This is a genomic window from Gemmatimonas sp., assembly GCF_027531815.1.
Taxonomy (GTDB): Bacteria; Gemmatimonadota; Gemmatimonadetes; order Gemmatimonadales; family Gemmatimonadaceae; genus Gemmatimonas.
Window position 1 is genome coordinate 127328 of the sequence record NZ_JAPZSK010000005.1, and the last position, 24410, is coordinate 151737.

General features: G+C 70.6%; 21 protein-coding genes. 5 read left to right on the forward strand and 16 right to left on the reverse strand.

The features are described 5' to 3' along the window. Window positions 1-31 precede the first annotated feature (31 nt). The 13 genes from O9271_RS06770 to O9271_RS06830 all read right to left on the reverse strand — a co-directional run bounded on the left by O9271_RS06770 (window position 32) and on the right by O9271_RS06830 (window position 15627). Window positions 32-2458 carry a polysaccharide biosynthesis tyrosine autokinase gene (locus tag O9271_RS06770; RefSeq protein WP_298267511.1) on the reverse strand — a complete coding sequence of 809 codons (2427 nt, stop codon included), beginning with the start codon at window positions 2456-2458 and terminating at the stop codon, window positions 32-34. A gap of 6 nt (window positions 2459-2464) precedes the next feature. Continuing rightward, window positions 2465-3214 (reverse strand): polysaccharide biosynthesis/export family protein, encoded by a 750-nt coding sequence (locus tag O9271_RS06775; protein WP_298267513.1) that lies wholly within the window; start codon window positions 3212-3214, stop codon window positions 2465-2467. Window positions 3215-3232: 18 nt separating this feature from the next. Next, window positions 3233-4531 carry a nucleotidyltransferase family protein gene (locus tag O9271_RS06780; RefSeq protein WP_298267515.1) on the reverse strand — a complete coding sequence of 433 codons (1299 nt, stop codon included), beginning with the start codon at window positions 4529-4531 and terminating at the stop codon, window positions 3233-3235. Window positions 4532-4559: 28 nt separating this feature from the next. Further along, window positions 4560-5360, reverse strand: a complete 801-nt coding sequence (locus O9271_RS06785) for an ABC transporter permease (RefSeq protein ID WP_298267517.1) — start codon at window positions 5358-5360, stop codon at window positions 4560-4562. Then, window positions 5357-6379 carry an ABC transporter ATP-binding protein gene (locus O9271_RS06790; RefSeq protein WP_298267848.1) on the reverse strand — a complete coding sequence of 341 codons (1023 nt, stop codon included), beginning with the start codon at window positions 6377-6379 and terminating at the stop codon, window positions 5357-5359. The genes O9271_RS06785 and O9271_RS06790 overlap by 4 nt, the downstream gene beginning before the upstream one ends. Continuing rightward, on the reverse strand, window positions 6373-7299 hold the full coding sequence (locus O9271_RS06795; RefSeq protein ID WP_298267520.1) for a hypothetical protein: 927 nt from the start codon (window positions 7297-7299) through the stop codon (window positions 6373-6375). The genes O9271_RS06790 and O9271_RS06795 overlap by 7 nt, the downstream gene beginning before the upstream one ends. 282 nt (window positions 7300-7581) lie before the next feature. Continuing rightward, the gene (locus O9271_RS06800; RefSeq protein ID WP_298267522.1) at window positions 7582-9588 is read right to left on the reverse strand and encodes an asparagine synthetase B family protein; all 2007 of its coding nucleotides are present in this window, start codon (window positions 9586-9588) and stop codon (window positions 7582-7584) included. Next, entirely contained in the window at window positions 9585-10103 is a 519-nt protein-coding gene (locus tag O9271_RS06805) for a lasso peptide biosynthesis B2 protein (protein WP_298267525.1), read from the reverse strand. The genes O9271_RS06800 and O9271_RS06805 overlap by 4 nt, the downstream gene beginning before the upstream one ends. Before the next feature lie 2 nt (window positions 10104-10105). Beyond that, complete coding sequence (locus tag O9271_RS06810; RefSeq protein ID WP_298267527.1) at window positions 10106-10414, reverse strand: PqqD family protein; 309 nt, start codon at window positions 10412-10414, stop codon at window positions 10106-10108. Further along, entirely contained in the window at window positions 10411-12429 is a 2019-nt protein-coding gene (locus O9271_RS06815; RefSeq protein WP_298267530.1) for a nucleoside-diphosphate sugar epimerase/dehydratase, read from the reverse strand. The genes O9271_RS06810 and O9271_RS06815 overlap by 4 nt, the downstream gene beginning before the upstream one ends. Window positions 12430-12879: 450 nt before the next feature. Next, the gene (locus O9271_RS06820; protein ID WP_298267533.1) at window positions 12880-13824 is read right to left on the reverse strand and encodes a CbiX/SirB N-terminal domain-containing protein; all 945 of its coding nucleotides are present in this window, start codon (window positions 13822-13824) and stop codon (window positions 12880-12882) included. A gap of 129 nt (window positions 13825-13953) precedes the next feature. Next, window positions 13954-14709: a metallophosphoesterase family protein gene (locus O9271_RS06825; RefSeq protein ID WP_298267535.1), complete on the reverse strand. Its 756-nt coding sequence runs from the start codon at window positions 14707-14709 to the stop codon at window positions 13954-13956. A 12-nt stretch (window positions 14710-14721) separates the two neighbouring features. Then, complete coding sequence (locus O9271_RS06830; RefSeq protein WP_298267537.1) at window positions 14722-15627, reverse strand: arsenite methyltransferase; 906 nt, start codon at window positions 15625-15627, stop codon at window positions 14722-14724. 189 nt (window positions 15628-15816) lie between these two features. On the opposite strand from O9271_RS06830, the gene O9271_RS06835 reads away from it, so the two are divergent. From O9271_RS06835 to O9271_RS06850, 4 genes are read left to right on the forward strand one after another with little or no spacing between them, the layout of a single operon-like run. Beyond that, the gene (locus tag O9271_RS06835) at window positions 15817-17205 is read left to right on the forward strand and encodes a TolC family protein (protein WP_298267539.1); all 1389 of its coding nucleotides are present in this window, start codon (window positions 15817-15819) and stop codon (window positions 17203-17205) included. 26 nt (window positions 17206-17231) lie between these two features. Then, window positions 17232-18599 (forward strand): copper oxidase, encoded by a 1368-nt coding sequence (locus O9271_RS06840; protein WP_298267541.1) that lies wholly within the window; start codon window positions 17232-17234, stop codon window positions 18597-18599. Continuing rightward, the gene (locus O9271_RS06845; protein ID WP_298267543.1) at window positions 18596-19042 is read left to right on the forward strand and encodes a BlaI/MecI/CopY family transcriptional regulator; all 447 of its coding nucleotides are present in this window, start codon (window positions 18596-18598) and stop codon (window positions 19040-19042) included. The genes O9271_RS06840 and O9271_RS06845 overlap by 4 nt, the downstream gene beginning before the upstream one ends. A gap of 12 nt (window positions 19043-19054) precedes the next feature. Next, window positions 19055-20107 carry a M56 family metallopeptidase gene (locus O9271_RS06850; protein ID WP_298267545.1) on the forward strand — a complete coding sequence of 351 codons (1053 nt, stop codon included), beginning with the start codon at window positions 19055-19057 and terminating at the stop codon, window positions 20105-20107. A 4-nt stretch (window positions 20108-20111) separates the two neighbouring features. Here the strand turns inward: O9271_RS06850 and O9271_RS06855 are convergent, their stop codons facing one another. Both O9271_RS06855 and O9271_RS06860 read right to left on the reverse strand, forming a co-directional pair. After that, the gene (locus O9271_RS06855) at window positions 20112-20444 is read right to left on the reverse strand and encodes a metalloregulator ArsR/SmtB family transcription factor (RefSeq protein ID WP_298267547.1); all 333 of its coding nucleotides are present in this window, start codon (window positions 20442-20444) and stop codon (window positions 20112-20114) included. Between the two features lie 32 nt (window positions 20445-20476). Continuing rightward, window positions 20477-22882 (reverse strand): TonB-dependent receptor plug domain-containing protein, encoded by a 2406-nt coding sequence (locus tag O9271_RS06860; RefSeq protein ID WP_298267549.1) that lies wholly within the window; start codon window positions 22880-22882, stop codon window positions 20477-20479. A 258-nt stretch (window positions 22883-23140) separates the two neighbouring features. Between O9271_RS06860 and O9271_RS06865 the strand changes: the two genes are divergently transcribed. Further along, window positions 23141-23839, forward strand: a complete 699-nt coding sequence (locus O9271_RS06865) for a VIT family protein (protein WP_298267551.1) — start codon at window positions 23141-23143, stop codon at window positions 23837-23839. A 125-nt stretch (window positions 23840-23964) separates the two neighbouring features. Here O9271_RS06865 and O9271_RS06870 read toward each other — a convergent pair whose 3' ends face one another. Next, window positions 23965-24192, reverse strand: coding sequence for a hypothetical protein (locus O9271_RS06870; protein ID WP_298267553.1), 228 nt, complete (start codon window positions 24190-24192; stop codon window positions 23965-23967). Window positions 24193-24410 lie beyond the last annotated feature (218 nt).

Below are 24410 nucleotides of genomic sequence, written 5' to 3' on the forward strand. Positions count from 1 at the left end.
CGCCGCCGACGTCGTCACCGGTGCCGCGGCATCAGCCGCCCTCCTCGCCCGCCGACACCGCCGCGTAGTAGCCGCGATAGGCGTAGGTCCCCTCGCCGTAGCGCTCCAGCCGGTTGTCCACGTCGTTGATCACGGCGCCCAGTATGTTGGCATTCACCGCGTCCAGCTGCCGCAGTGCCTCGTCGGCCTCGTCGAGGCGCGTTTCCCCGGCGCGCGTGACCACCAGCACGCCGTCGGCAGCCACGCTCATGGCCACCGAATCGGCCACGGCCAGCAGCGGTGCCGAGTCGAGAATGACCACGTCGTAGACTGCCGCGAGCTCGCGCAACAACGTGCGAAAACGCTGGCTCCCCGCCTGATCGATGAGGTCGGCGCCAACGGCCCCAGCCGAAATGAGCCACAGCCCCGACACCAGCGTGCTCTGCACGGCGCCAAAGGGAGAGCTGAGGTCCCCCAGCACCTGCTGCAAGCCCGGGGTGGCGTTGGCCCCCAGCAGCACGTGCAGCCGCCCGGCCACGAAGTCACAGTCGATGAGCAGCACGCGCAGTCGTTGCTGCGCAAAGGAAATGGCGAGGTTCACACTCACCGAGGTCTTGCCTTCAGCGGGGCGGGTGCTGGTCACCAGCAGGCTCTTGCCGCGTCCACCCAACCCGTACAGCAGCTGCGTGCGCAACTGGCGGAACGCTTCCGACTCGCCGCTGCGCAAATCGCGCGCAGCGGCCAGCGCCACCGAGCGGCGGCGTCCCACCTCCGACACCTTGGGGGTGTCGCGGCGCAGCCAGCGTCGCGTGGCAGCGTGGGGGCCGGTGATGCGCGGAATGGTGCCCAGCAGCGGCACACGCAGCCCGCGCTCCACACTGTTGCGCCCCTTCACCGTGCGGTCGAGCGCTTCGCGCAGCACGCCGGCCATGATCCCGAACAGCGCCCCCAGGGCCAGCGCAAACACCACCAGTCGTCCCACCGGAGGGCGCAACGGCAGCACGCGCGTGGGCGGCTCCACGATGTCCACCTGCCCCACCGCGGCCGCCTCGGCCACCTGCGCGCGCTGATATTCGGCGCGCAGCCCCGCTGCCTGCTCACGCAGCGCATCGGCCGACTGCGCCAGCAGCACCTCCTGGGCCTTCGTGACCGGTGCTCCCTGCAGGTCACGCGACAATTCGGTTCGCTGCCTGTCGAGCGCCGCCAGGCGCAGCAGCAGCCCTTCCTCGTACGCCTGCACCGCGCCGATCAGGCGGCGCTTGGTGCCCTCCACCAGCTGGTCGGCGCGCTGCACATCGGGGTGGCGCGCCGGCAGGCCGCGCGGCCCCGAGGTAATCTCCGAGCGCGCCGCTTCCCGCTGCGACAGCTCGGTGTAGAGTGCCGCGACGGCGGGGGCGCTCCCCACGGGCGTCCCGGGGAGCGCCAGGAGCGCCCGCGCCCGTACCGCCGGGTCTGGGGAGTCGAACCGTACGCGGAGGTCACCCAGGATTTGCCGTTCCGCCTGCAGCTCCTGCTGCTTCTGCTCCACCAGGCTGACTTCGGAGCGCCGCGTGGCGATACGCTCATCGCTGCTGAAACCCTGCTGCGTGCTGCGGAAGGCCCCCTGCTGTCGCTCGGCGCCGGAAAGCTGCGCGTTGACCGCGGCCAACTGCTGCTGCGCGAATTCACGCCGTCGCCGCGCCTGCAGCTGCGCCGTGGCGGCATCGGCACTCTGGTAGGCCTGCACCAGCGCCCCTAAAGCCTGCAGCGCCACCTGCGGTTCGTCGGCGGTGAAGCGCACGTCGATGAGCGTGGTCATCTCGCGATCGTTCACGACCAGCTGCGACAGCACACGATCGATGGCCATATCACGCGGCAGAATGAGCAGGCTGCCGCTGGTGACGCCGACCGGCGGCCGCTCCAGGCGCAGGGTGAGGCCGCGCACGGTGATCGACTTGCCGTACGGGTAGCGAACGGAGTCGTCGGTCACGAACCACGACCCGCCGTCGAAGGCCAGCTTGAGGATACCGCCGTCGGCGGGATTGCCGGCCACGCCCACATCGTGCACCATCCCCGCCGGCATGCCCTGCGGCAGCACGCGCAGGCCGAGGGGGAGCGAGTCCACCACCTTGCCGGCCAGCGGGCGGCTGCGGAGAATGGCCACCTGGGTGCGCACCGACTGCGGCGGCGCCGACGAGCCACCGCCGTCGAGGCGCGTGCCGAGTGACAGGCGACCATCCAGCAGCTGGATGGTCGCAGTCGTCATGTAGCGTGTGGGCTGGCGACTTACCCATCCATACGCCGCGGCACCGGCCAGCAGCACCCCCAGCACCGGCATCCACCAGTTGCGCAGCAGCAGCCGCAGCACCCCCTTGGGATCGGAGGGGAGTGTGTCGTAGCCACCAGCCTCCGGGCGCGCACGGGGTGCGCGCAGCGGCGGTACCGGTTCGGCGGTCGAGTGCGGAGCAGGGGTGCGAACGAGCGACGTGCGGGGATTCATGAGCAGTTACGGGAGTTCACGGCGCGAGAGAATGATCAGGTACGTCGTGACGTACGCGGTGGCGAACCCCGCCGTGATCTGGAGAATCGGGCCGATAACGGACCACAACGACCGTGTGCTGCGCCGCGGCACCAGAATGCGGTCGCCCGACTGAATGGTGCGCAACGACCGCTCGAGCGAGGCATCCCCCGGGTCGAACTGCCGTTCGCGCCCGCCGCGCTCCAGCGCCACCTTGCGTTCGTGGCCGGTCATGGTGGGCGAGCCGGCCTTCACCACGGCGTCGGCCACGGTGGTTTCGGGGGGGAGCAGATACACCCCGGGGGTGCGCACCTCCCCCGACACCACGATGCGCACGAGCGGCTTGATGTCCACCGCCGGCTCGCGCTGGTAGTCGCTGAGAAACGCGACGATGCGCGCACGCACACTGTCCAGGGGAATGCCCGCCACTGCTACGCGGTTGAGCAGCGGATGATGCAGCGTGCCGTCGGGCGCCACCTCGAACTCGCCGCTGAAGGAGGGCGACTCCCACACGGTGAGCTTGATGGCGTCACCGGGGTGCAGCACGAGCGGCGGCGACGCCGCCGGCTGCGCGGCCGCGGGTGTCACCGCCGTTGCCTGCAGCAGCAACGTCGCCAGCAACGTCACTGGCAGCGTCAATAGCCGAGCCATCGCCCGCCTTGCGGGGCGCGACGACATCGCCGCCGCAGGCAGCAGGGACGCAATGCGAAAGGCAGCCAGGAAGGAGATTGCCGTCACGATACGGTCAGATTGCGGTCAGGATGCCGATGGACGCGAGGCGCCGAACACGGCGCGCGCATACCGAGCGAACTCACGCCAGCGTGCACGTGCCGGCATACCGTAGGTTGCGGTGGTCGCGTCCGCTCCCTGCAAAGTAGCGCCTTGCGACAGGGCCGCGAGATCCGGTACGTCCACATCGTGTTCCACGAGCCACGGGCGTGACCCCTTGTGCCCGCTGGTATTCGGGCGCAAGGCCCATTCCCACGCCAGCCGCCGCAGCCGCACCGAGGGACAGTCGGTGCCCCCCGGAATGAGAATGGCCAGCAGGTGCCGCTCCACCAGGGCGTTTACACTGCGCATGGCGGCCCGCGGCACACCCGCCGGCGGCGGGGGCTCGAGCGCCGCCAGCACCGTGGCCGGCACCGGCACTGCAGCCAGCCCCTCGACCAGGCGCAACGCCCAGTAACAGCAGCTGGCCGCCCGCGCCTCGTGCGCCAGTGCCACGAAGGCCGACCAGCTGAAGGCGGGGTCGGCGGTGATGACCCGCAGATCCCCGGCCGTGCGCCACGTGCCGGTGCGCAGCATGTGCTGCCACGCCAGGTGAATGCAGGCGTGCAGCGCCATGTGCAGCGCCGAGGGGATGCGCGCCCCGACCAGGTCGGCCCCGAGCGTCTCGCCGAGCACATCGTCCACGGGGCGTGCATCGCGCCACAGGTCGCTGGCACCAAAGGCAAAGGGGTGCCCCGGGGGAATCACGTCGGTGTGCACCTCCAGGTTCACTGCCACCCCGGTGGCATCGTGCAGCGCCGGCAGGTGGTGAATACCGCCGGCGGGGAGCTGCACGGTGTCCTCGGCGGCGGGCACCATCCACCCAGTGCCGCACAGCACGTCGTACGCCTGCGGCGCCTGCGCGGCGGGCACCAGCAGGTCGAGGTCCAGCATGGGGCGCGCGGCAAAGCTGCGATGGTACCAGGCCGCCACCGCGGCGCCCTTGAGCAGCAGCACCGGAATGCCGGCCTCGTGCAGCGCGCGCACGCTCTGCCCGAGCCGCTGCCGCAGGTGGTGCATGCGGAACTCCATGACCATGGCCAGCTGCCGCAGCGGCGCCGCGTCTGCCGGCACGGTGCCGCGTTCGGCGCCCGCCAGCACGCGCGACAGCGCGATGACCGCCTTTTCGCGCTCGGCGGTGTAGCGTAGCGTGCCCCATCCTGCCGGGGTAATGGCGGCCAGCAGCGCGGCCGGCGCCGTGAAGCCCGGCACGGCACTGCCAAAGAGCAGGCGATGCTCGGGGGCGAGCCGCGCCTGCAGCCGGGCCACGGGGCGGGGCGCCGGCATGGGAGACGCGGCGGCCCACGCCGGCGCGTCAGTACTGCCCAAGGCTCCCCCGTCGCCGTGCATCGCGCAACGTGTAATGCAGCGCCCACCCGCCGGCAGCACAGGTGGCGAAGGCCATGGCCGACAGCACCGCCACGTCGGCGGCCACGGTGGCAAGGGGGGCGCCGTCCAGCCACAGCCGCCGGGTGGCGCGCAGGCCATAGGTGAGCGGAATGACATCGCTCACGCGTGCCACCCACGAGGGAATCACGTGCGTGGGGAAGTACACGCCCCCGAGGAGCGATGACACGGTCATGATGCCGCCCAGCAACGGCCCCGACGTGCGAAACGCCACCACCATGGCCGCCGAGACGAGCCCGATGCCGAAGTACGCCAGCGTTGTGAGCGCCATGACCACCAGCCCCGGCACGAAGTGGCTCCAGACGACGCTCACGCCCAGCAGCAGGCCGCTCACCACCAGCAGCAGCGCACGCACCCATGCCTGCGCAATGTCGAAGCTCATGAGCCCGGCAAAGACCACCCACGACGGGGTCGGCAGCGAGAGCATGAGCTCGAGCGTGCCGCTGCCGATTCCGCCGCTCACCGCGGTGGCGGGGGCGCGCATGGCCGCGATGATGAGCGTGGTGGAGAGCACCCCCAGCAGCGTGAAGGCGAAGAAGTTGCCCCCTTCGCCGGCAATGGCCCCCGCCATGGTGGGCTGCAGCGCATTGGCCACGAAAAAGAGCGGCACCACCGTTACCAGCAGCGCGCCCAGGGAGAAGAGAAACTGGAGGCGATAGCTGCTGGCCAGAATCCACGAAGCCCGGAACAGGGCGGCAATGACGCTCATGCGGGTACGGTCTCACGCATCGGCGCCTCAGCTCCCGCGATCACCCGCTCGATGAGCCCGGCCAGCGACCCGTCGAGTCGTTCGAAGCGCGCGATGGGCACTCCGTGCGTTCCCAGCAGGGCGAGCACGGCCGCCGCCGCCGTGGGACCATTGGGCAGCGACACGCGCACACAGCACCACCCGTCGATCCTCTCTCCCTCGCGCACGCCGTGCGCGAGCCCCTGCGTCTCGAGGAGGGCAAAGGCCGCGTGCTGCGGCTGCGTGGTCCACACCCCCATGGTGGCATCGCCAAAGCGTTCGGCCAGCACGGACGCGCGATCGCTGGCCACGACGCAACCGCGGTGCAGGATGGCGACGCGATCACACCAGTTGAACGCTTCGTCGCCGTCGTGCGTGGCCAGGAGCACGGTGCACCCGCGCTGCGCCACGAGCACCTCGCGTACGAGCGCGCGCAGCGACTGCGCGGCCATGGGGTCGAGCCCGCGCGTGGGCTCGTCGAGCAGCAGGACCGCCGGGCGCCCCAGCAGGGCGCGCGCAATGAGCGCCCGCTGCCGCAAGCCGGTGGAGAGCTGCCCCACTGGCCGATCGGCGTACTCCTGCAACTGCACGTCGGCCAGCACCTCGTCCACGGCCGCGCGCCGTTCGGCGGTCGCCACGTTCTGCAGCGCCGCATACAGTCGCAGATTTTCCCGCGCCGACAGGCGCCAGTTCATCACCCGTTCGTTGGCCAGAACACACCCCACCAGGCGCTGCACGGCGCGCGGTGTGCGCACCACATCGTGACCGTCAACGGTGATGGTGCCCCGATCGGGGGTGAGATAGGTGCCGAGAATGCGAAAGAGGGTGGACTTGCCGGCCCCGTTGGGGCCGAGCACGCCGAACAGTTCGCCGCGACGCACCTCGAGCGACACCCCGTCGAGACCGGTCACCCACTCGCCGCGCCCCAGGGGGGCCCGCAGTGTGTCGCGCCACCCGCGGCGCAGCTCGAACCGCTTGGCCACGTCGTGCAGGCTTACCATGGGTGCCACGCGCGCACGGTGTTGATGACCTCCGGCAAACGCGAGAGGTCCCGCGCCACCGACAGGGTGTACGACGGGACCTTGGAGACCAGCGCCAACGTGCCAAGAAACTGGCGGTTGGCCTCGGCGCCACCCAGCAGGTCTCCCAGCTTGCCGTGCTGCTGCAGCTGCACCGCGGCCGCCATGGGCGCGAGGCAATCGCGTGTGACCGCCTGTTCGGCGTGCGCCGGGGCGGGCGCGATGAGATACACCGCATCCACGGGGGTCCCCGCATGCAGCGGCAGGTGCGACGGCATCACGTCGACGGACAACTTGCCGTCGATGGTGGGCGTGGCCGTGGCCCACGCGGCCCCGGCGGCCGCGAACGCATCGGCACGCACGCGCAGCGCCATGCTGCCGGCAAAGGCCACGGGCACCGGGTCCACCTGCACCGCCACCGCATCATCGCCAATGAGGGTGGCCCCATGTGCCACCAGCGCCGCGGCGAGACTCGACTTGCCGGTGCCCTTTACCGCGGCAAAGAGCACGGCCCGGTTGCCCACACGCACGGCGCTCGCGTGCAGACACAGGTCGCCCGCGTCGTGCACCAGCAGGGGCAACAGGCGCCCCACCAGGTCGAGACGCACAGACTCGTCGTCCAGCGTGTCTGGCACATCGCAGGCAATGATGCGGCGCGCCCGGTCCAGTTCGTACTGGCCACTGCAGGCATGTTCGAAGCGCCACGTGGCCCCGTGGCGCCACAGCTGCAGGTTGCAGGGCTGGTAGGGGTCGGCGCCGACCAGCGTGAATGCGGCATCGCGCGGTGCGAGCGCCTGTCGCACGACCTGCACGTCGACGTCATCCGGCGCCGCCTGCACGGGGAGTGTAGCCACCGGAAAATCGGAGCGCACCCGGCGTCCGAAGGCAAAGTAGTGATACATGGGGAACCGACGAATCCGGGAAGGCACCGAAGTGCCTTCCCGGTCGTCACTCAGCTCGTCTTGCAGCTGAAGCTGCCGCCAGTCGGTGTGCAACCCGGTGCTGCCGGGTTGGTTCCGAAGGTGTCAGTGCCAGACGTACCGCCGGCAAGCGTGAGCTCGCGCAGCGTACCGAACCGTTCCAGCCGTGGTGCGTTGTACATCACGAGTCCTTTGCTCGAGTGGAAGTCGGGTGTCGCCCGACACGACCGCAGTCCGCGTGACTGCAAATGCCTGTGATACCCGTCAGGAAAGCGCACCTTCGCAGTGCGCGTGGGAGTGGCCGATCAGCACGCCAGCGACCTGGCTACCCGCCGATACAGGCTCCGTCATCACCCCGCGGGCGGAGCGCGAGTCCCTCCGCAGGAACCACTCAACCTGTGCCGTACGCAGCAGCGCCTCGCACAGCCCGGGAGTAGCCCTGCCTGCTTCCGCCTGCGCAATGTGCAGAGTCAGGGAAGAACGATCAAGGAGACCAAGATCCGCGAGGCGCAGGTCGGTGCCGCACTGCCGCAACCACGCTGCCGCCCCCGCCGCCGACTGCTCCAGCCGCGTTCCCAGGGTGCCGGTGCGCTCCGCGCGCCGCGCCAGCAGCGCCGGCGGCAGGAACGGGCGCATCGCCCCGCGCAACAGCAGCTTGGTGTCGCCGTCGGCATACCGCTCGCTGTGATGCCCCTGGGCCATGAAGCGCACCACGCGCAGGTCGTGGAAGGGCGAACGCGCCTCCACACCGAGTGCATGCACGGCACCATGCATGACCGCGGCCAGACGCGGGAACCCCTGATTCTCGAAGTACCAGCGAAACTCGGCGTGGGCCGCACCATGCCGCTGCACGTCGGGCACCCATTCGGGCGCCCGTGTGTCCAGCGCCAGTGTGGCGGTGGTTGGCGTACGCAGCCACGGTGGCACCAGCCGTTCGAACAGCCCCATGAACCGGCGTCCGCGCAGGCGCCCCAGCCCACGTAGCACTGCCGGCGGCAGCGCCGGTTCCACGGCGTACTTCCAGAACCAGGTGGCGGGCTGTGTGTGAATGCCGAAGGCCCGCCACTCACGCCATACGGCCGACAGCCGCCCGCGGCGCAGCAAGTCGGAGAGAAACCACGGCGCGCACTGGAAGAGAAAGTCGCCGGCGTGGCCATGCAGCGCCACGCGGCTTTCGACCGCACGCGTCCCGTGCGCCAGCAGCTCGAGCGCCGCCGCGTGCAGATGCACGTGCGACTCCTCGCGGCCGGCGGCATCGAATCGCGGCGCGGGAGGAATGGGACCGAGGGCGCTCCCGTCCAGCCAGTGCACCGGCACGCCGAGATGCTGCGCCACCAGAACAATGAGCTCGTCTTCGCGGCCGCTGTTTCCCTCGGGGTACGACACCGAGACCACGCGATACGTGCGCGCTGGTTGCAGCGACGCCTTCTGCGCCGCCTGATGCAGCATCGCCGCCACCGCCGTGCTGTCGTACCCACCGCTCATCCACACCGCGGTCGGCGTGCGCTGCGCCATGCGCTCGCGCACCGCTGCCTCGAGCAGCGTGCCCAACTGTGCCTCGGCCTCGGCGGCCGGTCGCGGTGCGCCTTCCCGCTCGGGCAGCGTGAACCAGCGGTGGCAGGTGAGCGCCTGCCGTTGCCACAGCTCGGTACTGCCCGCCTCTACCTGACGAATGGCGCGGTACACCGTGCCGTTGCCCGCCGAGTAGAGCAGGCCGGCGGCGTCGCTGGCAATGGTGGCGAGGTCGAGATCGGCCGCACAGTGCGGATGGCCACGCAGCGCCGACACCACCGAGGCATACGCCACCCCGCTCCCCAGCGTGGCGCGATAGAGCGACCGCGTGCCACTGAAATCCCGCGAGGCCACCAGCTTGCGCTGCCGGCGATCCCACAGCACGAACGCGAAGTCGCCCTCGAGCAGTTCGGCGCAGTCGTCGCCGAACGCCTCGTACGCCGCCACGATGCAGTGGCTGGCGGTGGGGCCACCCGGCGTGACGCCCCGAATGGCTAGCCGCCGACGCAGCTCATTCAGGTAGTAGAGCCGCGCGTCGGCCGCCACCACCACCTCGTGTCCGTGCACCAGCAGCGCGGGGCCGGAGAAGTCGTCGTCCATCTCCCACGTGGCGCGCTGCACCGCCAGCACCACGCCGTCCTCCTGCCACTGCTCCACGCGGTCACTGCCACAGGGCGCCATGGCACGCAGCATGTCGCGCACGACCGGCGGCGAAACCGCCGCGGCGTCGTTGGCCACGATGGCCAGAATCGCGCTCACGCCACCTCCCGCCGCAGCGCCTGCAGCGCCGCCGTCCCGCCGTCACCGCCGTCACCGCCCTGCAGCGCGCTGCTCCCCAGCGGCGTCCACTGCTGCTGCACCGAGGGGCGGTCACCCACCACCACGCCGCCCACTTCCACCCATGCGTGCGCCTCGAAGGTGGCCTGCGCGCGCACCCCCACGCGCACGACGCTCCCCGGCACCCCATTGGCCACCAGCAGCCGATGCAGCGCCATGGAACGCACCAGGCAGGCGCCACGCCACGGGCCATAGCGCTCGGCGCGCTTGAGTGCCTGCGCCCACCGCTGTGCCTGCGGCACCGCGACCGGTAGCCCGGCGTCAGCCGCTTCACCCGTTGACTCCGCCGTGGCCGACAGCGGCAGCAGCGCACCCGTTGGCGCCGTGGCCAGATCGCGCCGCGCCACCCGCAGCGCCTGCATGGCCTGCAGCATATCGATCACCGCGCGCGGCGCCGCGAGGGTACGCAGCACCGTGCCAACGCCGGGGAGCGGCATGCTCAGGCCGCAGGCTCGGTGGTCGCCAAGCCGGCGGCCACGAGATCGTCCAGCAGCGCGTGCACGTCGGCGAGCAGCGTGGCCATGGGCGCGTCGGGATACGTGGCCGACAGCTGCGCACACACCGCGCCCACGGTGCGCTGCACCGGCGGCAACAGCGCCCACACCTCGGCACCCACCGTGTTGAGGCCGAAGTACGTCTCGCTGCGCCCGTCGAAGAGCACCGCGCCCTCGTCCATGCGCTGCACGATCACTCCGGGTGCCGGCGTGGGCAGTACCCGCACGGCCAGTTCCGTTTCGCGACCACTCACGGCGATACACCGCTCACCATGTCGGCGCCGCCAAGATCCGCCAGCGGGATCACCAGTGGCGTACGCGATGCGCGCGGCGCCCGATCGGCCAGTTCGATGCGCGATGGCACGAGCACCAACGGCGGCGCACTGACGGCCGTCGCGACGACCGGCATGAGGGGGATGGGCATGCCCAGCGACGCCTCCGGCACGAGACGCTGCATGACCTGCCGGATTCCTGCCGCATCATCGCGCTCGGCCATCACCGCCAGCTCGTCGAGTCCCAGATGCAGCCGGGGCCCGGCCAGTCCTTCGGTGCGCAGCATGCGAATCTGCTGCACCGACGTGGGCGTGCCCTCCTCGAACAGCGCCATGAGATCTTCGTTGAGCTTCTCGCCAGGGCGCAGACCGGTGAAGGTGATGCCTACGTCGGTGTACGGCACGCGCCCGGCCAGCCGAATGAGCTGCTCGGCCAGATCGAGAATGCGCACCGGCTCGCCCATGTCGAGCATGGTGATGCGATCGCTCGCCTCGGGAAGCGCCGCGGCCTGCAGCACGAGCTCCACCGCCTCGGGGATGGTCATGAAGTAGCGGCGCACATCCGGGTGCGTCACGGTGAGCGGCCCGCCGGCGGCCAGCTGCCGCTGAAAAAGCGGCACCACGCTCCCCGCCGAGCCCAGCACGTTGCCGAAGCGCACGGCCCGGAAGTCGGTGCCATGCCCGCGCACCTCCGGATGCCCCAGCACCACCAGTTCGGCGAGCCGCTTGGAGGCGCCCATGACGCTGGTGGGATTCACCGCCTTGTCCGTGGAGATGAGCACGAACTTGCGCGCCCCGGTGCGCACCGCGGCCATGGCCACATGCAGCGTGCCCAGCACGTTGTTGCGTACCGCTTCGCCGGGGTGCTCCTCCATGAGCGGGACATGCTTGTAGGCGGCGGTGTGGAACACGACCGTCGGCCGATAGGCCTCGAACAGCTGCTGGACGCGGGTCACGTCGGCGATGTCGCCAAGCAGGGCGTGCACCTCGAGCGACGGGAAGGCGCGCGCGAGCTCGTGTTCAAGGAAGTACAGCGGCGACTCGGCCTGGTCGAGCAGCACGAGGCGTCGCGGCGCAAAGCCCGCCACCTGACGCGCGAGCTCCGCGCCGATGGAACCGGCGGCCCCTGTGACCAGTACCACGGCGCCGGTGAGATCGCGCTCCACGTCCGTCGGGGCCAGTTGCACCGGGCGGCGACCGAGCACGTCCTCGATGCACACCTCGCGCACCTCGCCCACCTTGGCGCGTCCAGCGAGGATTTCGCGCAGCGTGGGGATGGCCTTGAACTCGCAGCCGCTGCGCTCGCACTGGTCGATGATTTCGCGCATGAGGGGGCCCGACACCTCGGAGAGGGCGATCACCACCAGCTCCGCTCCCACGCGCTGCACCAGCGCGGGCAGGTCACGCAGCGCACCCACCACCGGTACCCCGTGAATGGCCAGCGCGCCGAACACCGGCTGCAGCGTCACGAGCCCTGCCGCCTGCAGGTTTCCCTCGCCGTCCCGCTGGCACTGGCGCACGAACCGCTCGGCGGCGTCGTCGTCGCCAATCACGAGCACCTTACGCCGGGCCGCTCCGTGATGCTCGGCGCGACGCCGCTCGTGCAGCAGGCGCGCGCCCACCCGCGCCGAGCCGGCGAGGCCGAAGAAGAACACCGCCTCGAGCACGAAGATGGAGCGCGGCATGCCGATGGCGGCGCCCAGCAGCAGCACGGCCATGATGGTGAAGCCGCTGCCGAGGGCGGTGGCGCGGGCCAGCATCATGGCATCGCGCACGCCCGCATGCCGCCAGGAGCCGCGGAAGACACCCATCCACATGAGCACCAGCAGGCGACCGCCCAGCAGCGCGGGGCCCACGACCCACAGACGCGCCAGCTCCTCGGCGGGGACCGCGAAATCGAAGCGCACCACGTACGCCAGCACCAGCGCCAACGCCGCGGCCCCGAGGTGCAGAGTCGCGATGAGGAGGGTGCGATGACGCAGTGGGCGAGAGGGCACTGGGATCAGGACGTCGGGAACGGGGGGCCGCCACCCGCGCGGGCAGCACCGAGAATCGGGAGACCTCGCCGTTGGACAGACGGTGAGCCATCGCACAGGGCGACCGGATGAGCACGACACCCGGAGCAATGACTATGCCGAACGGGGATCGTGCCGCATCCACCCATGTGGAGTGGGGGGTGCTCGCCGGATTCCGCAGCCGGCGCCGCGGTGCAGGTTAGCTGCGCGGCTCGCGATTCCCAACAACCGCTTTGAAACGAACACGTTGCACGTTCATTCCTGACACAGGGAAAGCCCGCGACGGCGATTCGCTGCGTAACCGGACTTCGAGCAATCTCGGCAACCGTTGCGCGCTCACTACGACATTGTCGCTTGAGCGCAACAGCTGGTTGCGACCCGATCTAGATGGGTGGTCGCGGCTGGCTGGTCTCCGGATCCTACAACGGCGAGCTACGGTGCGGGTTGCACGACCGCAGTGCCAACTGCCGTTTCCCGCACGCGCCGCTCCACCCAGCGGGCAAGCTGCGGATGCGGGGCCAGCGGTTCGGCGCCGTACTTCGAGCGGGTGCCGCGAATGTCGTGCGGCACCTTGTCGCGGCTCACGTTGCCCTTGGACACGAGCACGGGCACCACGATGACCTCGCGGCCCGTGGCGGCAGCCTGCAGGTCGATGAGCTCACGTACACGGCGCACCGCTTCGGCGCGCACGGCGGCGGGGGCGTCGTCGCGCACCACGTCCACGCGCACGTCCTTGAACTGCGTCCACGTCTTCACCGAGTCGGCCACGGGGCGCAAGTTCTCCATCCATGCGGCGTAGTCTTCGGCCGAGTTGGGGCCATGGCCGACGATGAAGAGCGCCTGCTCGCGCGGCGTGGCGGTGAGGGCGAGCGCCCGGTCGGTGAGAATGCGCGCCATTTCCGGTGACGCGTCGAGCGCCTTGGCAAGGCGGATGGGCACGGTGGTGGTGGGGCGTGCGATGCCGGACATGTGCAGGTGGTGCGTCATGTCGTTGTCGAGGGTCACCGGTTCGCCGGTGAGGTAGCGGATCTGGTCGTAGTGCCCGCTGAAGCTGGAGACGAGCAGCGGCACCACGACGATTTGCGAGACCCCCTGCTTCTCCAGCGTGGCCACGACGTCCTGGAAGCGCGCGCGGGCGGCGCCGGGGCCCATGAGGAAGCTCACTGCCACGGGGCCGCCGGTGTTGGCGCTGGCCACGCTCTGCTGCACGGTGGCGTTCCAGAGCGAGTCGCCGCCGTGCGCGACGACGATGGTGCCCACCGTCTGCGCCATGGCGGCGCGGGGGGCCGAGAGGGCCAGCGTGGCGGCGGTGGCCACGGTGGCCAACACGGTCAGGGAGCAGCGAAGGGTGGTGGAGCGAAGCGATCGGGACGGCATCGGCGAATCCACGGCAGGGTCAGGGTGAGACTGGCGGCCGAAAGGGAGCCGCGTTACATGAGAAGCGTTCTCATGATCGAGCCGAAAGTATGTCACCCAATCCCGACAGTGTCAATCGGCTTTGTGGGGCTAGCTCGTTGACGTCCCACCGCTCCGCAGGAACGCCCCGAACTCCTCGGGCAGCCCGGCGGCGCGTACGCCCTCGACCGTGGCCTCGAGATCGTACGGCACCCGCACGAACTCCACCTGGGCCGGGGCATCGCCGAGGGTGACCACCACGTAGCCCGCACGCCAGTCGCCGTCCTTGGGGCGTCCCACGCTCCCCGTATTCAGGAAATGGATCCCGTCCACAGTGCGGTGCCACGGCCGGTGCGTGTGGCCAAAGGCCAGCATGTCGCCGGCGGTAAGCCCCACCGTTGCCGCCATCTTGCGGCAGAAGTCGTCGGAGCGATCGGCGGTGAAGTACACCGTGTTGAGCGTGGGCGTACCGTGCACGAGCACCAGGCGGGGGCCCGCCGCGTGCCCGCCCAGCGGACGCAGATCGAGCGAGAAGGGGAGCGCGGCCAGGTAGGCGCGCGTGTCGGCCGTGACCGCCGCGCAGGTGTACTGGAAGCTGATGTGCGCCAGCTCCTCCTGCCGCACACTCTCCGACTTGCAACCGCAATGCTTGTACGCCGTGGCGACGGTGGAGTCGTAGTTGCCCGCGATCCCCGCCACCCCGCGAGCGCGCAGCCGGTCCACCACGGCGTTGGGATTGCTCGAGTATCCCACCAGATCACCCAGGTGATACACGGCATCCACATCGCCCCGCGCGTCGATGTCGGCCAGCACGGCGTCGAGCGCTTCGAGGTTGGCGTGGATGTCGGAGAGGAGTGCGTAGCGCATGCGCGTGGCGGCTCAGGGGGTGGTCGGGGCCGCGGGGGCCGCCGCTGGGGCAGCCGCAGGGGCAGCCGCAGGGCGCGTGGCCCGCACGAACGCCGCCATGAACTTGCCGTCGATCTCCGCCAGGTTGGCGGTCACGTCGATCCCCGACTCCTCCAGGAACTGACGCGCGTCCTCACTCCGGTACACCCGCGTGGGCTCGATGTCGATGTCGATGAACCCCGACTCGGCCAGCAGCGTGCGGAACTCCTGCTCCTCCAACGCGCCGGCCACGCACCCCACCCACAGCTCCATGCTACGACGCACGGCGGGGGGCACCGCGCCGCGCACCACCACATCGCTCACCGCAAACCGACCGCCCGGCTTGAGCACGCGGAACGCCTCGGCGAGCACGCGGCGCTTATCACCCGACAGGTTGATGACGCAGTTGGAGATGATCACGTCGACCGACGCGTCGGGGAGCGGAATCTCCTCGATGCGCCCCTGCAGGAACTCCACATTGCGCACCCCCGCCTCCGCGGCGTTGCGCCGCGCGAGTTCCAGCATGTCGTCGGTCATGTCGAGCCCGTACGCCATGCCAGTGGGGCCCACGCGACGCGCGGAGAGCAGCACGTCGATCCCGCCCCCCGACCCCAGATCGAGCACCACCTCCCCCTCGCGCAGCTCGGCCAGTGCCGTGGGATTGCCGCACCCCAGCGAGGCCAGCACCGCCGCGTCGGGGAGCAGCTCGCGCTCGCCGTTCACGTAGAGGTTGGAGGTGATCGGATCGACGCTGCCGTTGAAGGCCGCGCCACCACAGCAGGAGTTGAGCGGGCCGCAGCAGCTCTCTGCCGCCGGGGCCGCCACCTCGAGTACGCGGCGCGCCGCTTCCCCGTACTTCTCACGCACGATGGTGGTGACGTCTGCCTGATCGGATGCCATGAACCCTCCAGTTGCCATCAAGACGCGGTCGTTGCCGCAGCGGGTGTGGATCGTATCTAATCAATTTTTGTTGATATATCTAGCCTCCCCTCGGGGAACGCTCGCGTGACGCACGGGTACCGCGAGACTTTACGCCGCATAAATTCCACCGCGTACGCGCTCCGGTTCGCCCGCTCCCACACCCCTGTCGTGCCCTTCCTTCGCGTTTCCCCGCCTCGCCCACGGCGCCCCTGGGCTCGGGCCGCCAGCGCCGTCAGCGCTGCCGCCGCCAGCCTGGTCCTCGGTCTTGGCGCCTGCGCCCACGGCTCCCTGCAGCAGGATGTCACCGATGTCGACGCGCTTCTCCGCCCGCGCGCCGGCGTCGTCATTCCCAGCCGCACCGCCTTTGGCGAGACCGCCGACGCCGACACGGTGAAGCGCCTGCTCGAGCGGCCGCTCTCCCCCGAGTCGGCGGTGCGGATTGCCCTCATCGCCCACCCCGCCCTGCGCGCCACCTACGCCGACCTTGGCCTCGCACGCGCCGACGTCGTCCAGGCGGCACTGCTGGCCAACCCGGTGCTGTCGCTCGAACGGTTCTCGAGTGGACGCTTCCAGGAGTTCGGCATTGCGCAGTCGTTCATCGACCTGCTGTCGCAACCCATGCGCCGCCGTCTGGCGGAATCGCAGCTGGCGAGTGCGCGACTCCGCGTGGCCAATGACGTGTTCCGCCATGTCACCGAGGTGCGCGATGCGCTGGTGGACGCGGTGGCGGCAGACCAGGCGCGCGACGTGAGCGAGCGGGCGCACGCCGCCGCCGCCGCCTCCGCGGTCGCGGCCACGGCGCTGCGTGACGCCGGCAATCTGCAGGAGCTCAACCTCGTAAGCGAGCGCGCGGCGGCGGCGGAGTTCCTGGGTGGCGCCCTCGATGCCCGCGGTCACAGTCAAGCCACGCGCGAACAGCTCGTGCGCACCCTCGGCGTCGCGACCCATGGCGCCGCGCTGTCGCTGCCGGAGCGCCTCCCCGACCTGCCGGCCGAGGACCCGACGCTCGATTCGCTGCTCACCCTCGCGGCGCGCCACCGGCTCGACCTCGCGGCGGCGCTGCAGGACATCAATGCCGCCGGCCGTGCGGTGGGGCTCACCCAACGGTTCCGCCTGCTCCCCGATGGGTCGCTCACCTATGCCGGTGAAGGGAAGGATGGCGGCCCGTTCGAAAGCGGCCTCGGCATGGTGATTCCGCTCCCCCTCTTCGATCGTGGACAGGCGCGCCTGCTTCGTGCACAGAGCACCCTGCGCGCGGCGGTGGCGCGGCAGGAGGCGCTGCTGCTGGTCATGCGTGCCGACGTGCGGTCGGCGTATGCCCTGCTGGCCGCCGCCCGCGCCCGCTTCGAGGAGTATCGCGCGCGCGTCGTGCCGCTCCGCCGCCGCGTCACCGAGGAAACCCAGCTGCAGTACAACGCCATGGCCATCAGCGTCTTCGGCCTGCTGCAGGCGCGGCAGGGCGAACTCTCCGCCGCCCAGGGGTACATCGAGGCGCTCAGCGATTACTGGAAGGCGCGCATCCAGCTGGAGCGCGCCGTGGGGACGTCACTGCCGTGACCGATCACGTGAACGACCCATCGACCATGAACCGACGCACCCTGCTGACCACCGGCGTGGGTGCCGTGGCGGGTGGCGCGCTGCTCGGCCTTCCGGCCACGGCCTCCGCGCTCGCGCGCACCACGGTGCCGCACGATGCCGGCACGGTGTACGCCCCCGGACGCCCCGGACGCGACTACACGCCGGTCACCACCCCCAACGGCTCCACGCTGCCGTTCACCATCGTGGACGGCGTGAAGGTGTTCCACCTCATCGCCGAGCCGGTCGAGCACGAGTTCGCACCCGGCCTCACGGCACAGTGCTGGGGGTTCAACGGCAGCACGCCGGGGCCCACCATCGAGGCGGTGGAGGGCGATCGCGTGCGCATCTACGTCACCAATGCGCTCCCCGCTCCCACCAGCGTGCACTGGCACGGCATTCTGCTCCCCTCGGGGATGGATGGCATCGCCGGTCTCAGTCAGGCGCCCATCGCCACCGGCGAGACGTTCCGCTACGAGTTCACGCTGCGGCAGCATGGCACGTACATGTACCACTCGCATCGCGACGAGATGACGCAGCAGGCCCTCGGCATGATGGGCATGTTCATCATCCATCCGCGCGTGCCCCCCCAACGCCGTCCCGATCGGGACTTCGCGCTGCTGTCGAGCGAATGGAAGGTGCTCCCCGGTGCGCGCCGTCCCGATCCGAACGAGATGCTCGAGTTCAACGTGCTCACCTTCAACGGCAAGGCGTATCCGGGCACGGCGCCGCTCATGATGGAGCGCAACGAGTACGTGCGCATTCGTCTGGGCAATCTGAGCGCCATGAGTCACCACGCGATCCACATCCATGGGCACACCTGGACGCTGGTGGCCACCGATGGTGGCGACATCCCGCGGTCGGCGCGGTGGCCGGAGGTGACGCAGCTGGTCCCGGTGGGGAGCACGCGCACCATGGAGTTCATCGCCGACAATCCGGGCGACTGGGCGTTGCACTGCCACATGTCGCATCACACCATGACGCAGATGGGGCACAGCGGCACCAGCATGTTCGGCGTCGACGCGGCCGTCATCGACAAGGCGGTGCAGCCGATCATCCCCACCTACATGACGATGGGGCAGAATGGCATGGGCGACATGGCGGTCATGGGCATGCCCGTGCCCGGCAATAGCACCCCCATGATGGGCGCACCGGGGCCGCACGGCTACATCGACATGGGTGGTATGTTTACGATCATGAAGGTGCGCGATCGTCTGCGTCCGGGTGACGACAGGTCGTGGTGGCAGGCGCCGGGAGGAACCCAGGCGCGCGCGGCCACGGCCGAGGAGCTCACGCGTGATCGCATCAAGGTGCCGGAGATCACGGCCAAGCCCGCCAGCCACATGCATCACCACCCGCCCGGAGGTTCGGAGTGAACGCCCCCAAACCACTGCCCCCGCGCATGGGCGACGCCGTTCGGCTGTCGGCCGATGGTCTGGCGAAGGTGCTGGGGGATCTCGAGGCACGCCTGCTCAACACCATGTGGCGCCTCGAGGCGCCGGCTACGGCGCGCACCGTGCACGAGCAGGTCATCGGGGAGCACGACGTGGCGCTGCTGACGGTGGTGACGGTGCTCAACAAGCTCGTGGACAAGCACCTGCTCACGCGGCGCAAGGTCGACGGGCTGCTGCACTATGCGGCGGCGCTGTCGCCGGCGGAGTTCGAGGAGTACGCGTCGCGCCGGTTGGTGGAGGGGGTGATCGACTTCGCGCCGCAGCGGCTCGCGGCCTGCTTCGTGGATGTGCTGGCGCAACGCGATCCAGCGCAGCTGGAGCAGCTGGCGCGGCTCGTGGAAGAGGCGCGGCGGCGCCGTGACTGAGCCCACCGGTTCGTGAGCGATTCGACACGCCCCTGGCTGCGCGAGGGCACCGTGCACGGCGAGCGCCGCTATCAGCGGCTGCTCGTCATCGGCCTCGCTGCTATCCTGCTGCTGTCGCTGGTGCCGGTCGTGGGCACGCACGTGCTGGGGCTCGCCGACCGCCCGCTGTCGGGGAGCGATCACTTCGGGGTCGTGTGCCTTATCGCGCTGCATGAGCTGCTGGCCCCGGTGCACCAGCTGTTGCACGTGCTGGTGATCGTGGGGGGGGGCTGGGCGCTGTGGGATCTCGCGCAGCGTGCGTGGCAGACGCGGCACGTGCTGCAAGGGCTGCCGGTGCGCCGCCTTTCGGCGGCCGAAGCAACCGTGGCGGCTGAGGCTGGGCTGCATGCGGCAGCGGTGCGCGTGGTGCACGGGCTCCCCATGCCGGCCTTTACCGCCGGCCACGGCCTGCGTCCGCGCGTGTACGTGGCCGACGCGCTGCTGCACGGGGCGGAGGCGCTGTCGGCGGAGGAGCTGACGGCGGTGCTGGCGCACGAGGCGGCCCACGTGCGCCGCCGTGATCCGCTACGCTTCCTGCTGCTGCGCTCCCTCGCGCGTGCGCTCTTCTGGGTGCCCGCCGTGCGCGCGGTCTCGGAGGACATTGCCGACGAAGCCGAGGTGATCGCCGACGACGCGGCGAGTGCGGTGGCGGGCCCCATCGCGGTGGCGAGCGCGCTGGTGAAGCTGGGCGCGTGGCCGTCGCCTGCGGCGCCGGTGGCCGTGGTGGGGTTTCTGCGGCACGATCTACTGGACCGTCGCGTGCGCCGACTGCTGGGCGAAGCGTATCAGCCGCAAGGTCGGCTGCGGACACGCGCGGTGGTGGTGGCCGTGCTCATGCTCACGGTGAGCACGCTGTCGGGGATCGTGGATGTGCACGACCTGCCGGCGGCGGCGGGGCACCCCGCGTCACATCAGCATTGCGAGCACGACGGCGTGTTCGCGGCGGCGCATCTGTTCTGCCGCTGGCAGGTGAAGGGTCCGCTGCTGCCGGTGGGCGCGAGCGATTGCCCGCACCGGCAGGGGTAGGCGCTCAGCCGCAGCAGCGCCCGAAGATCGTGAGCGAACGTCGCGAGCCGTCGGTGCCGAGGGCGCGCACCAGATCGTGCACCTCCTCGAGCACGCGCTGATTGAGACGGTAGTACGACCAGCGCCCGTCCTTGCGGTCGGTTACGAGACCGGCCTCGCGCAGCACCTTGAGGTGAAACGACAGCCGGGACTGCGCCGCCTCGAGTGCGTCCTGCAGGTCACACACACAGCGCTCGCCGTCGCGCAGCATGTCGAGAATCTCGAGCCGCGTTTCGTCGGAGAGCGCGTGGAAGAGCGTGGCCGCCCGTGTCACATCGATAATGTCGGGGTCTGTCACGACTGAAATATATATCAACTTTTGCTGGTGCGTCAGAACCCGAAGCGCACGCCACCGTTCACGGTGAACCCCACCAGCTCCGTCCAGGCGTCGGTCGACCAGCGACCACCGCGCCCCCGCGACGGCAGCAGCAGCGGATCGATGCGCGTCTGCCGCACGTTGGTGAGATTCTCGAGGTTCACGAAGAGCCGCGCCACGCCGGCCCGCGTCGTGAACGCGCGCTCCCCCAGCAGCCCCACCAGCACGTAGGGGTGACTCTGCGCGCGATACGGGTTCACGTCGCGCTCGAGCGATTGCCGGCCGGTGTAGTACAGCTCGAGGCCGACGCGACTCTTGCCCTCCTGCTCGAGACTCGCCACGAACGTGGCCGCATGACGCGGCGTAAGCGGTACCTCGCGGCGCGCACAGGCGGTGCCCGTGATGCCGTCCGGGTCGCACTCCGTGGCGCGCAGATACGCATACGTGGCGGTCACCCGCAGCGCGGGCGCCTCCTCGTCACCGTCCCGGTCGTCACCGAGCGGCCGCACCAGCCGCGCGAGCAACTCGGTGCCCCAGGTGCGGGTGGGAGCGGGCGCGTTGGCCAGCGCGAGGCGACTCGCCCCGCTCGCCGTCACCCCGTTGGCCGCGCGCGCCTGCAGCGGGTTCGCCAGCTGCGACGCGAACGCCGTGGCGTTCACCTCTAGGGTGCCTGTTTCCAGCGCAAGCGGCCCGCCCACGTCGAACGACGCACTGCGCGCCCGTTCGGCGATGAATGTCGCCACGCCACCGGCCACAGGCACCACCGGGGTCAGTCCCACCGCCTCCACCTCCTCCACCAGCGGGGTGGGCGCGTACAGGCCGGTGCCGCCGGAGAGGCGCGCCGTCCACCGCGCCAGCGCCCCCTCACGCAGCGACCGCAGCAGTACCGACAGGCGCGGGTTCACGAACGTGCCGTACACATTGTGCGCATCCACCCGCGCACTCGACGACAGCGACAGCCACGCGGCGGGATCGACGTCCACCTGCGCGAAGGCCGCCGGCGTGTTGAAGGTGTAGTTCCACCCGTCCACCGTGCGATGGCGGTAGGCATCCTGCTGGAAGGCGGCGCCAGCCACGTACGTGGCGCGGCCACGCGGCACCGCGATGGACGCCTCGCCGAACGCCGTGCGATGCCGGTCGTGCTCGCGCACCTCGCCAAAGCGGTGCCGATGCCGCTGCTCCATCGCCGACCCGCGCACGGTCACGATGGCGCCGCGCAGCGCTCGCAGCGCGGCCGGCGTCGTGGCGTCGGTGAACGCCCACCGCGCCAGTGCCCCCACATCACCGCGCTGCAGCTGCAGCTCCTCCGCAAAGCTGGCGCCGCCGGGGAGCACGCCGGCGCGCATGGTGCCGCCCGTGCGATCCTCGGTGGTGAATCCGGCCGTCACGAAGGCCGTGCGCCCTGCCCCGTCGTCGTAGAAGAGCCGAGGACGCACCGCCACCCGGTCGTATCCGGGCATGTCGGTCCAGCCGTCGGCATCGAGATCGTTGCGCTGCTGCCGGTGCACGCCGGTGAGCAGCGTATACCCCCAGCGGTCGCCCAGCGGCCCCGTGAAGAATGCGAGCGCATCGCTGCCCCCACGCGACGTCTGGTTGAGCAGCGCCGTGTGTTCGCTCTCCTTGCCTGGGCGGCGGCTCACCAGGTTGATCACGCCGCCCGCGCCCCCCGAGTAGAGCCCGGTCGCGCCCTTGAGCACCTCCACGCGCCCGAGGTCGATGGGGGTCTGCAGCAGTGAGAAGCCGCCGCCGTCACCGGCCAGCGGCAAGCCATCGGTCAGCAGCAGCGCGTAGCGCCCGCGGAGCCCCTGCACGCGCACGTTGGCGTTCCCAATGGAGGGACTGGTGGTCTGCACGCGCAGCCCACCCGTTTCGGCGAGCAGCATCTGAATGGACGCGGGGCGCATGGCGAGCTTTTCCCCCACCTCCTCCTCGTCTACCACTTCCACCCGCAGCGGCGTGTCTTCCACTCGCCGCTCCGCGCGCGTGGCACTCACCACAAACGTCTCCACCACCTCGGCGAGCGATTCGAGCCGCACCACCACACTCGTGTCCTGCGCCGCGCGCAGCGTCACCGCGAGCGTGTCGGCGCGGTACCCCACCCGCGAGATCACCAGCCGCCGGTCCCCCGCCGGCAGACGCACCACGGCGCCACCTCCCGCATCGGTCTGCGCACCCACCGCGCGCCCGGCGGCATCGGTTGCGTCGAGCGAACGGATCGCGGCGCCGGGCACCGGGTCGTCGTCGTGACGCACCGTGAGGCGCAGCGTGGCCAGGGAATCGCGTGCATCGACGGTCCGCGAGGCCATGGGCACCGCGTTTTGCGCCGCGAGCGGGCGCGGTGCGTACATGGCACCGCCCACCAGTGTAAGCGCGGCGGCGAGCGCGGCGCATTGGCGGGCGTTGGCGTGGCGTTGAGGCATGCCCCGAATGTAGCAACGTGCCGGGTGCCTATCGCAGGACGCAGGTCGCAGGACGCAGGGGGCAGGACGCAGGGGGCAGGACGCAGGGGGCAGGACGCAGGGGGCAGGACGCAGGGGGCGGGTCGCAGGTCGTTGGCGGAACGCGCCGCTCTCGTGCACATGCGCATACGGCCGTGGCCGTCGGTGGCGCGTGGGCTCGGTGGGGCGCATGATCTCACGAGGACCGCGTTGCCATCACCCACGCCCAGGGACCACCACATGCCGCGCACCGTGCATCCGGAACGTCACTTCACCGAACGCATCGGGTGGCTGCGCGCGGCCGTGCTGGGCGCCAACGACGGCATCGTGTCGACGGCGGCGCTCCTGGTCGGGGTGGCCGCGGCGGGTACGGCGCGCGATGCGCTGCTGGTCGCGGGGCTGGCGGGGTTGGTGGCCGGCGCGATGTCCATGGCTGCCGGCGAGTACATCTCGGTGAGCTCCCAGGCCGACACCGAGCGCGCCGACATGGCGCGTGAACGGGGCGAGCTGGCGCAGGATCCCGAGGGCGAGCTGCGGGAGCTCACGGGGATCTACGAAGCGCGTGGTCTCGACGCCGAGCTGGCACGTCGCGTCGCCGAGCAGCTCACCGCGCACGATGCCCTGTCGGCGCATGCACGCGATGAACTGGGGATCAGTGCGGTGCTGTCGGCCCGCCCGGTACAGGCGGCGCTCGCCTCGGCGGCAACGTTCGCCGTGGGCGCCGCGCTGCCGCTGGTGGTCGCGCTGCTGTCGCCGTCGGGGTTGGTGATCGGCGCGGTAACCGCGAGTTCGCTCCTGTCTCTGGCCGCGCTGGGCGCGGTGGCCGCCAGCGCCGGTGGTGCGGGACGGTGGCGCGGCGCCGCCCGCGTGACCTTCTGGAGCGCCCTCGCGCTCGGCATGACCGCGTTGGTGGGTCGGGTGTTCGGCGCGTCGGTGTAGCGGCGTGAGTCGGACCCTTGGTGGTGCCCGGTGGTGCACGCTGTACATCTACAGCTGCATCGCGCGACGGACACTCGCCCCCGACTGACATGCCCATCCCGAGCAGCACCATGAACCGCCTGGCGTCAGCGCTGGCCGACCGGTATCGCGTGGAACGCGAGCTCGACGCGGGGGGCATGGCCACCGTGTATCTCGCGCACGATCTCAAGCACGACCGCGATGTTCAACACCGAGACGTTCACCTGGTCCAGAGCGGTGCCGCTCGACGCGATGTCGCACTCGCTGGTGGATGTGTCCAACGACGGCACCACCTGGTTCGCGCGTGTGCCCGAACAGACCGAGATCTGGCGCATGCCCCCGGGTGGCGCGCGCACGCGCATCGCCGCGCGCCCCGCGCTGACATCGCTAAGCCGGACCGCCCTATGGTGCTCCTCCGGGCTGAGTGCGTGCTCCCTCACGACTTCAGCGACTACCCCTCTTGGTGCTGAACCAGGAACCTGCTGTTCCAGAGTCGATCCGTCGGGGGACTTTGGTGAGCGCGTTTGCGAGGTCACCCCTTCAGAGTGCACCT

Coding starts and splice junctions, on each gene's coding strand:
- O9271_RS06770 (WP_298267511.1), bottom strand. CDS start 2,458: ATGAATCCCCGCACGTCGCTCGTTCGCACCCCTGCTCCGCACTCGACC.
- O9271_RS06780 (WP_298267515.1), bottom strand. CDS start 4,531: ATGCCGGCGCCCCGCCCCGTGGCCCGGCTGCAGGCGCGGCTCGCCCCC.
- O9271_RS06785 (WP_298267517.1), bottom strand. CDS start 5,360: ATGAGCGTCATTGCCGCCCTGTTCCGGGCTTCGTGGATTCTGGCCAGC.
- O9271_RS06790 (WP_298267848.1), bottom strand. CDS start 6,379: ATGGTAAGCCTGCACGACGTGGCCAAGCGGTTCGAGCTGCGCCGCGGG.
- O9271_RS06795 (WP_298267520.1), bottom strand. CDS start 7,299: ATGTATCACTACTTTGCCTTCGGACGCCGGGTGCGCTCCGATTTTCCG.
- O9271_RS06805 (WP_298267525.1), bottom strand. CDS start 10,103: ATGCCGCTCCCCGGCGTTGGCACGGTGCTGCGTACCCTCGCGGCGCCG.
- O9271_RS06820 (WP_298267533.1), bottom strand. CDS start 13,824: ATGCCGTCCCGATCGCTTCGCTCCACCACCCTTCGCTGCTCCCTGACC.
- O9271_RS06825 (WP_298267535.1), bottom strand. CDS start 14,709: ATGCGCTACGCACTCCTCTCCGACATCCACGCCAACCTCGAAGCGCTC.
- O9271_RS06830 (WP_298267537.1), bottom strand. CDS start 15,627: ATGGCATCCGATCAGGCAGACGTCACCACCATCGTGCGTGAGAAGTAC.
- O9271_RS06840 (WP_298267541.1), top strand. CDS start 17,232: ATGAACCGACGCACCCTGCTGACCACCGGCGTGGGTGCCGTGGCGGGT.
- O9271_RS06860 (WP_298267549.1), bottom strand. CDS start 22,882: ATGCCTCAACGCCACGCCAACGCCCGCCAATGCGCCGCGCTCGCCGCC.
- O9271_RS06865 (WP_298267551.1), top strand. CDS start 23,141: ATGCCGCGCACCGTGCATCCGGAACGTCACTTCACCGAACGCATCGGG.
- O9271_RS06870 (WP_298267553.1), bottom strand. CDS start 24,192: ATGCGCCAGATCTCGGTCTGTTCGGGCACACGCGCGAACCAGGTGGTG.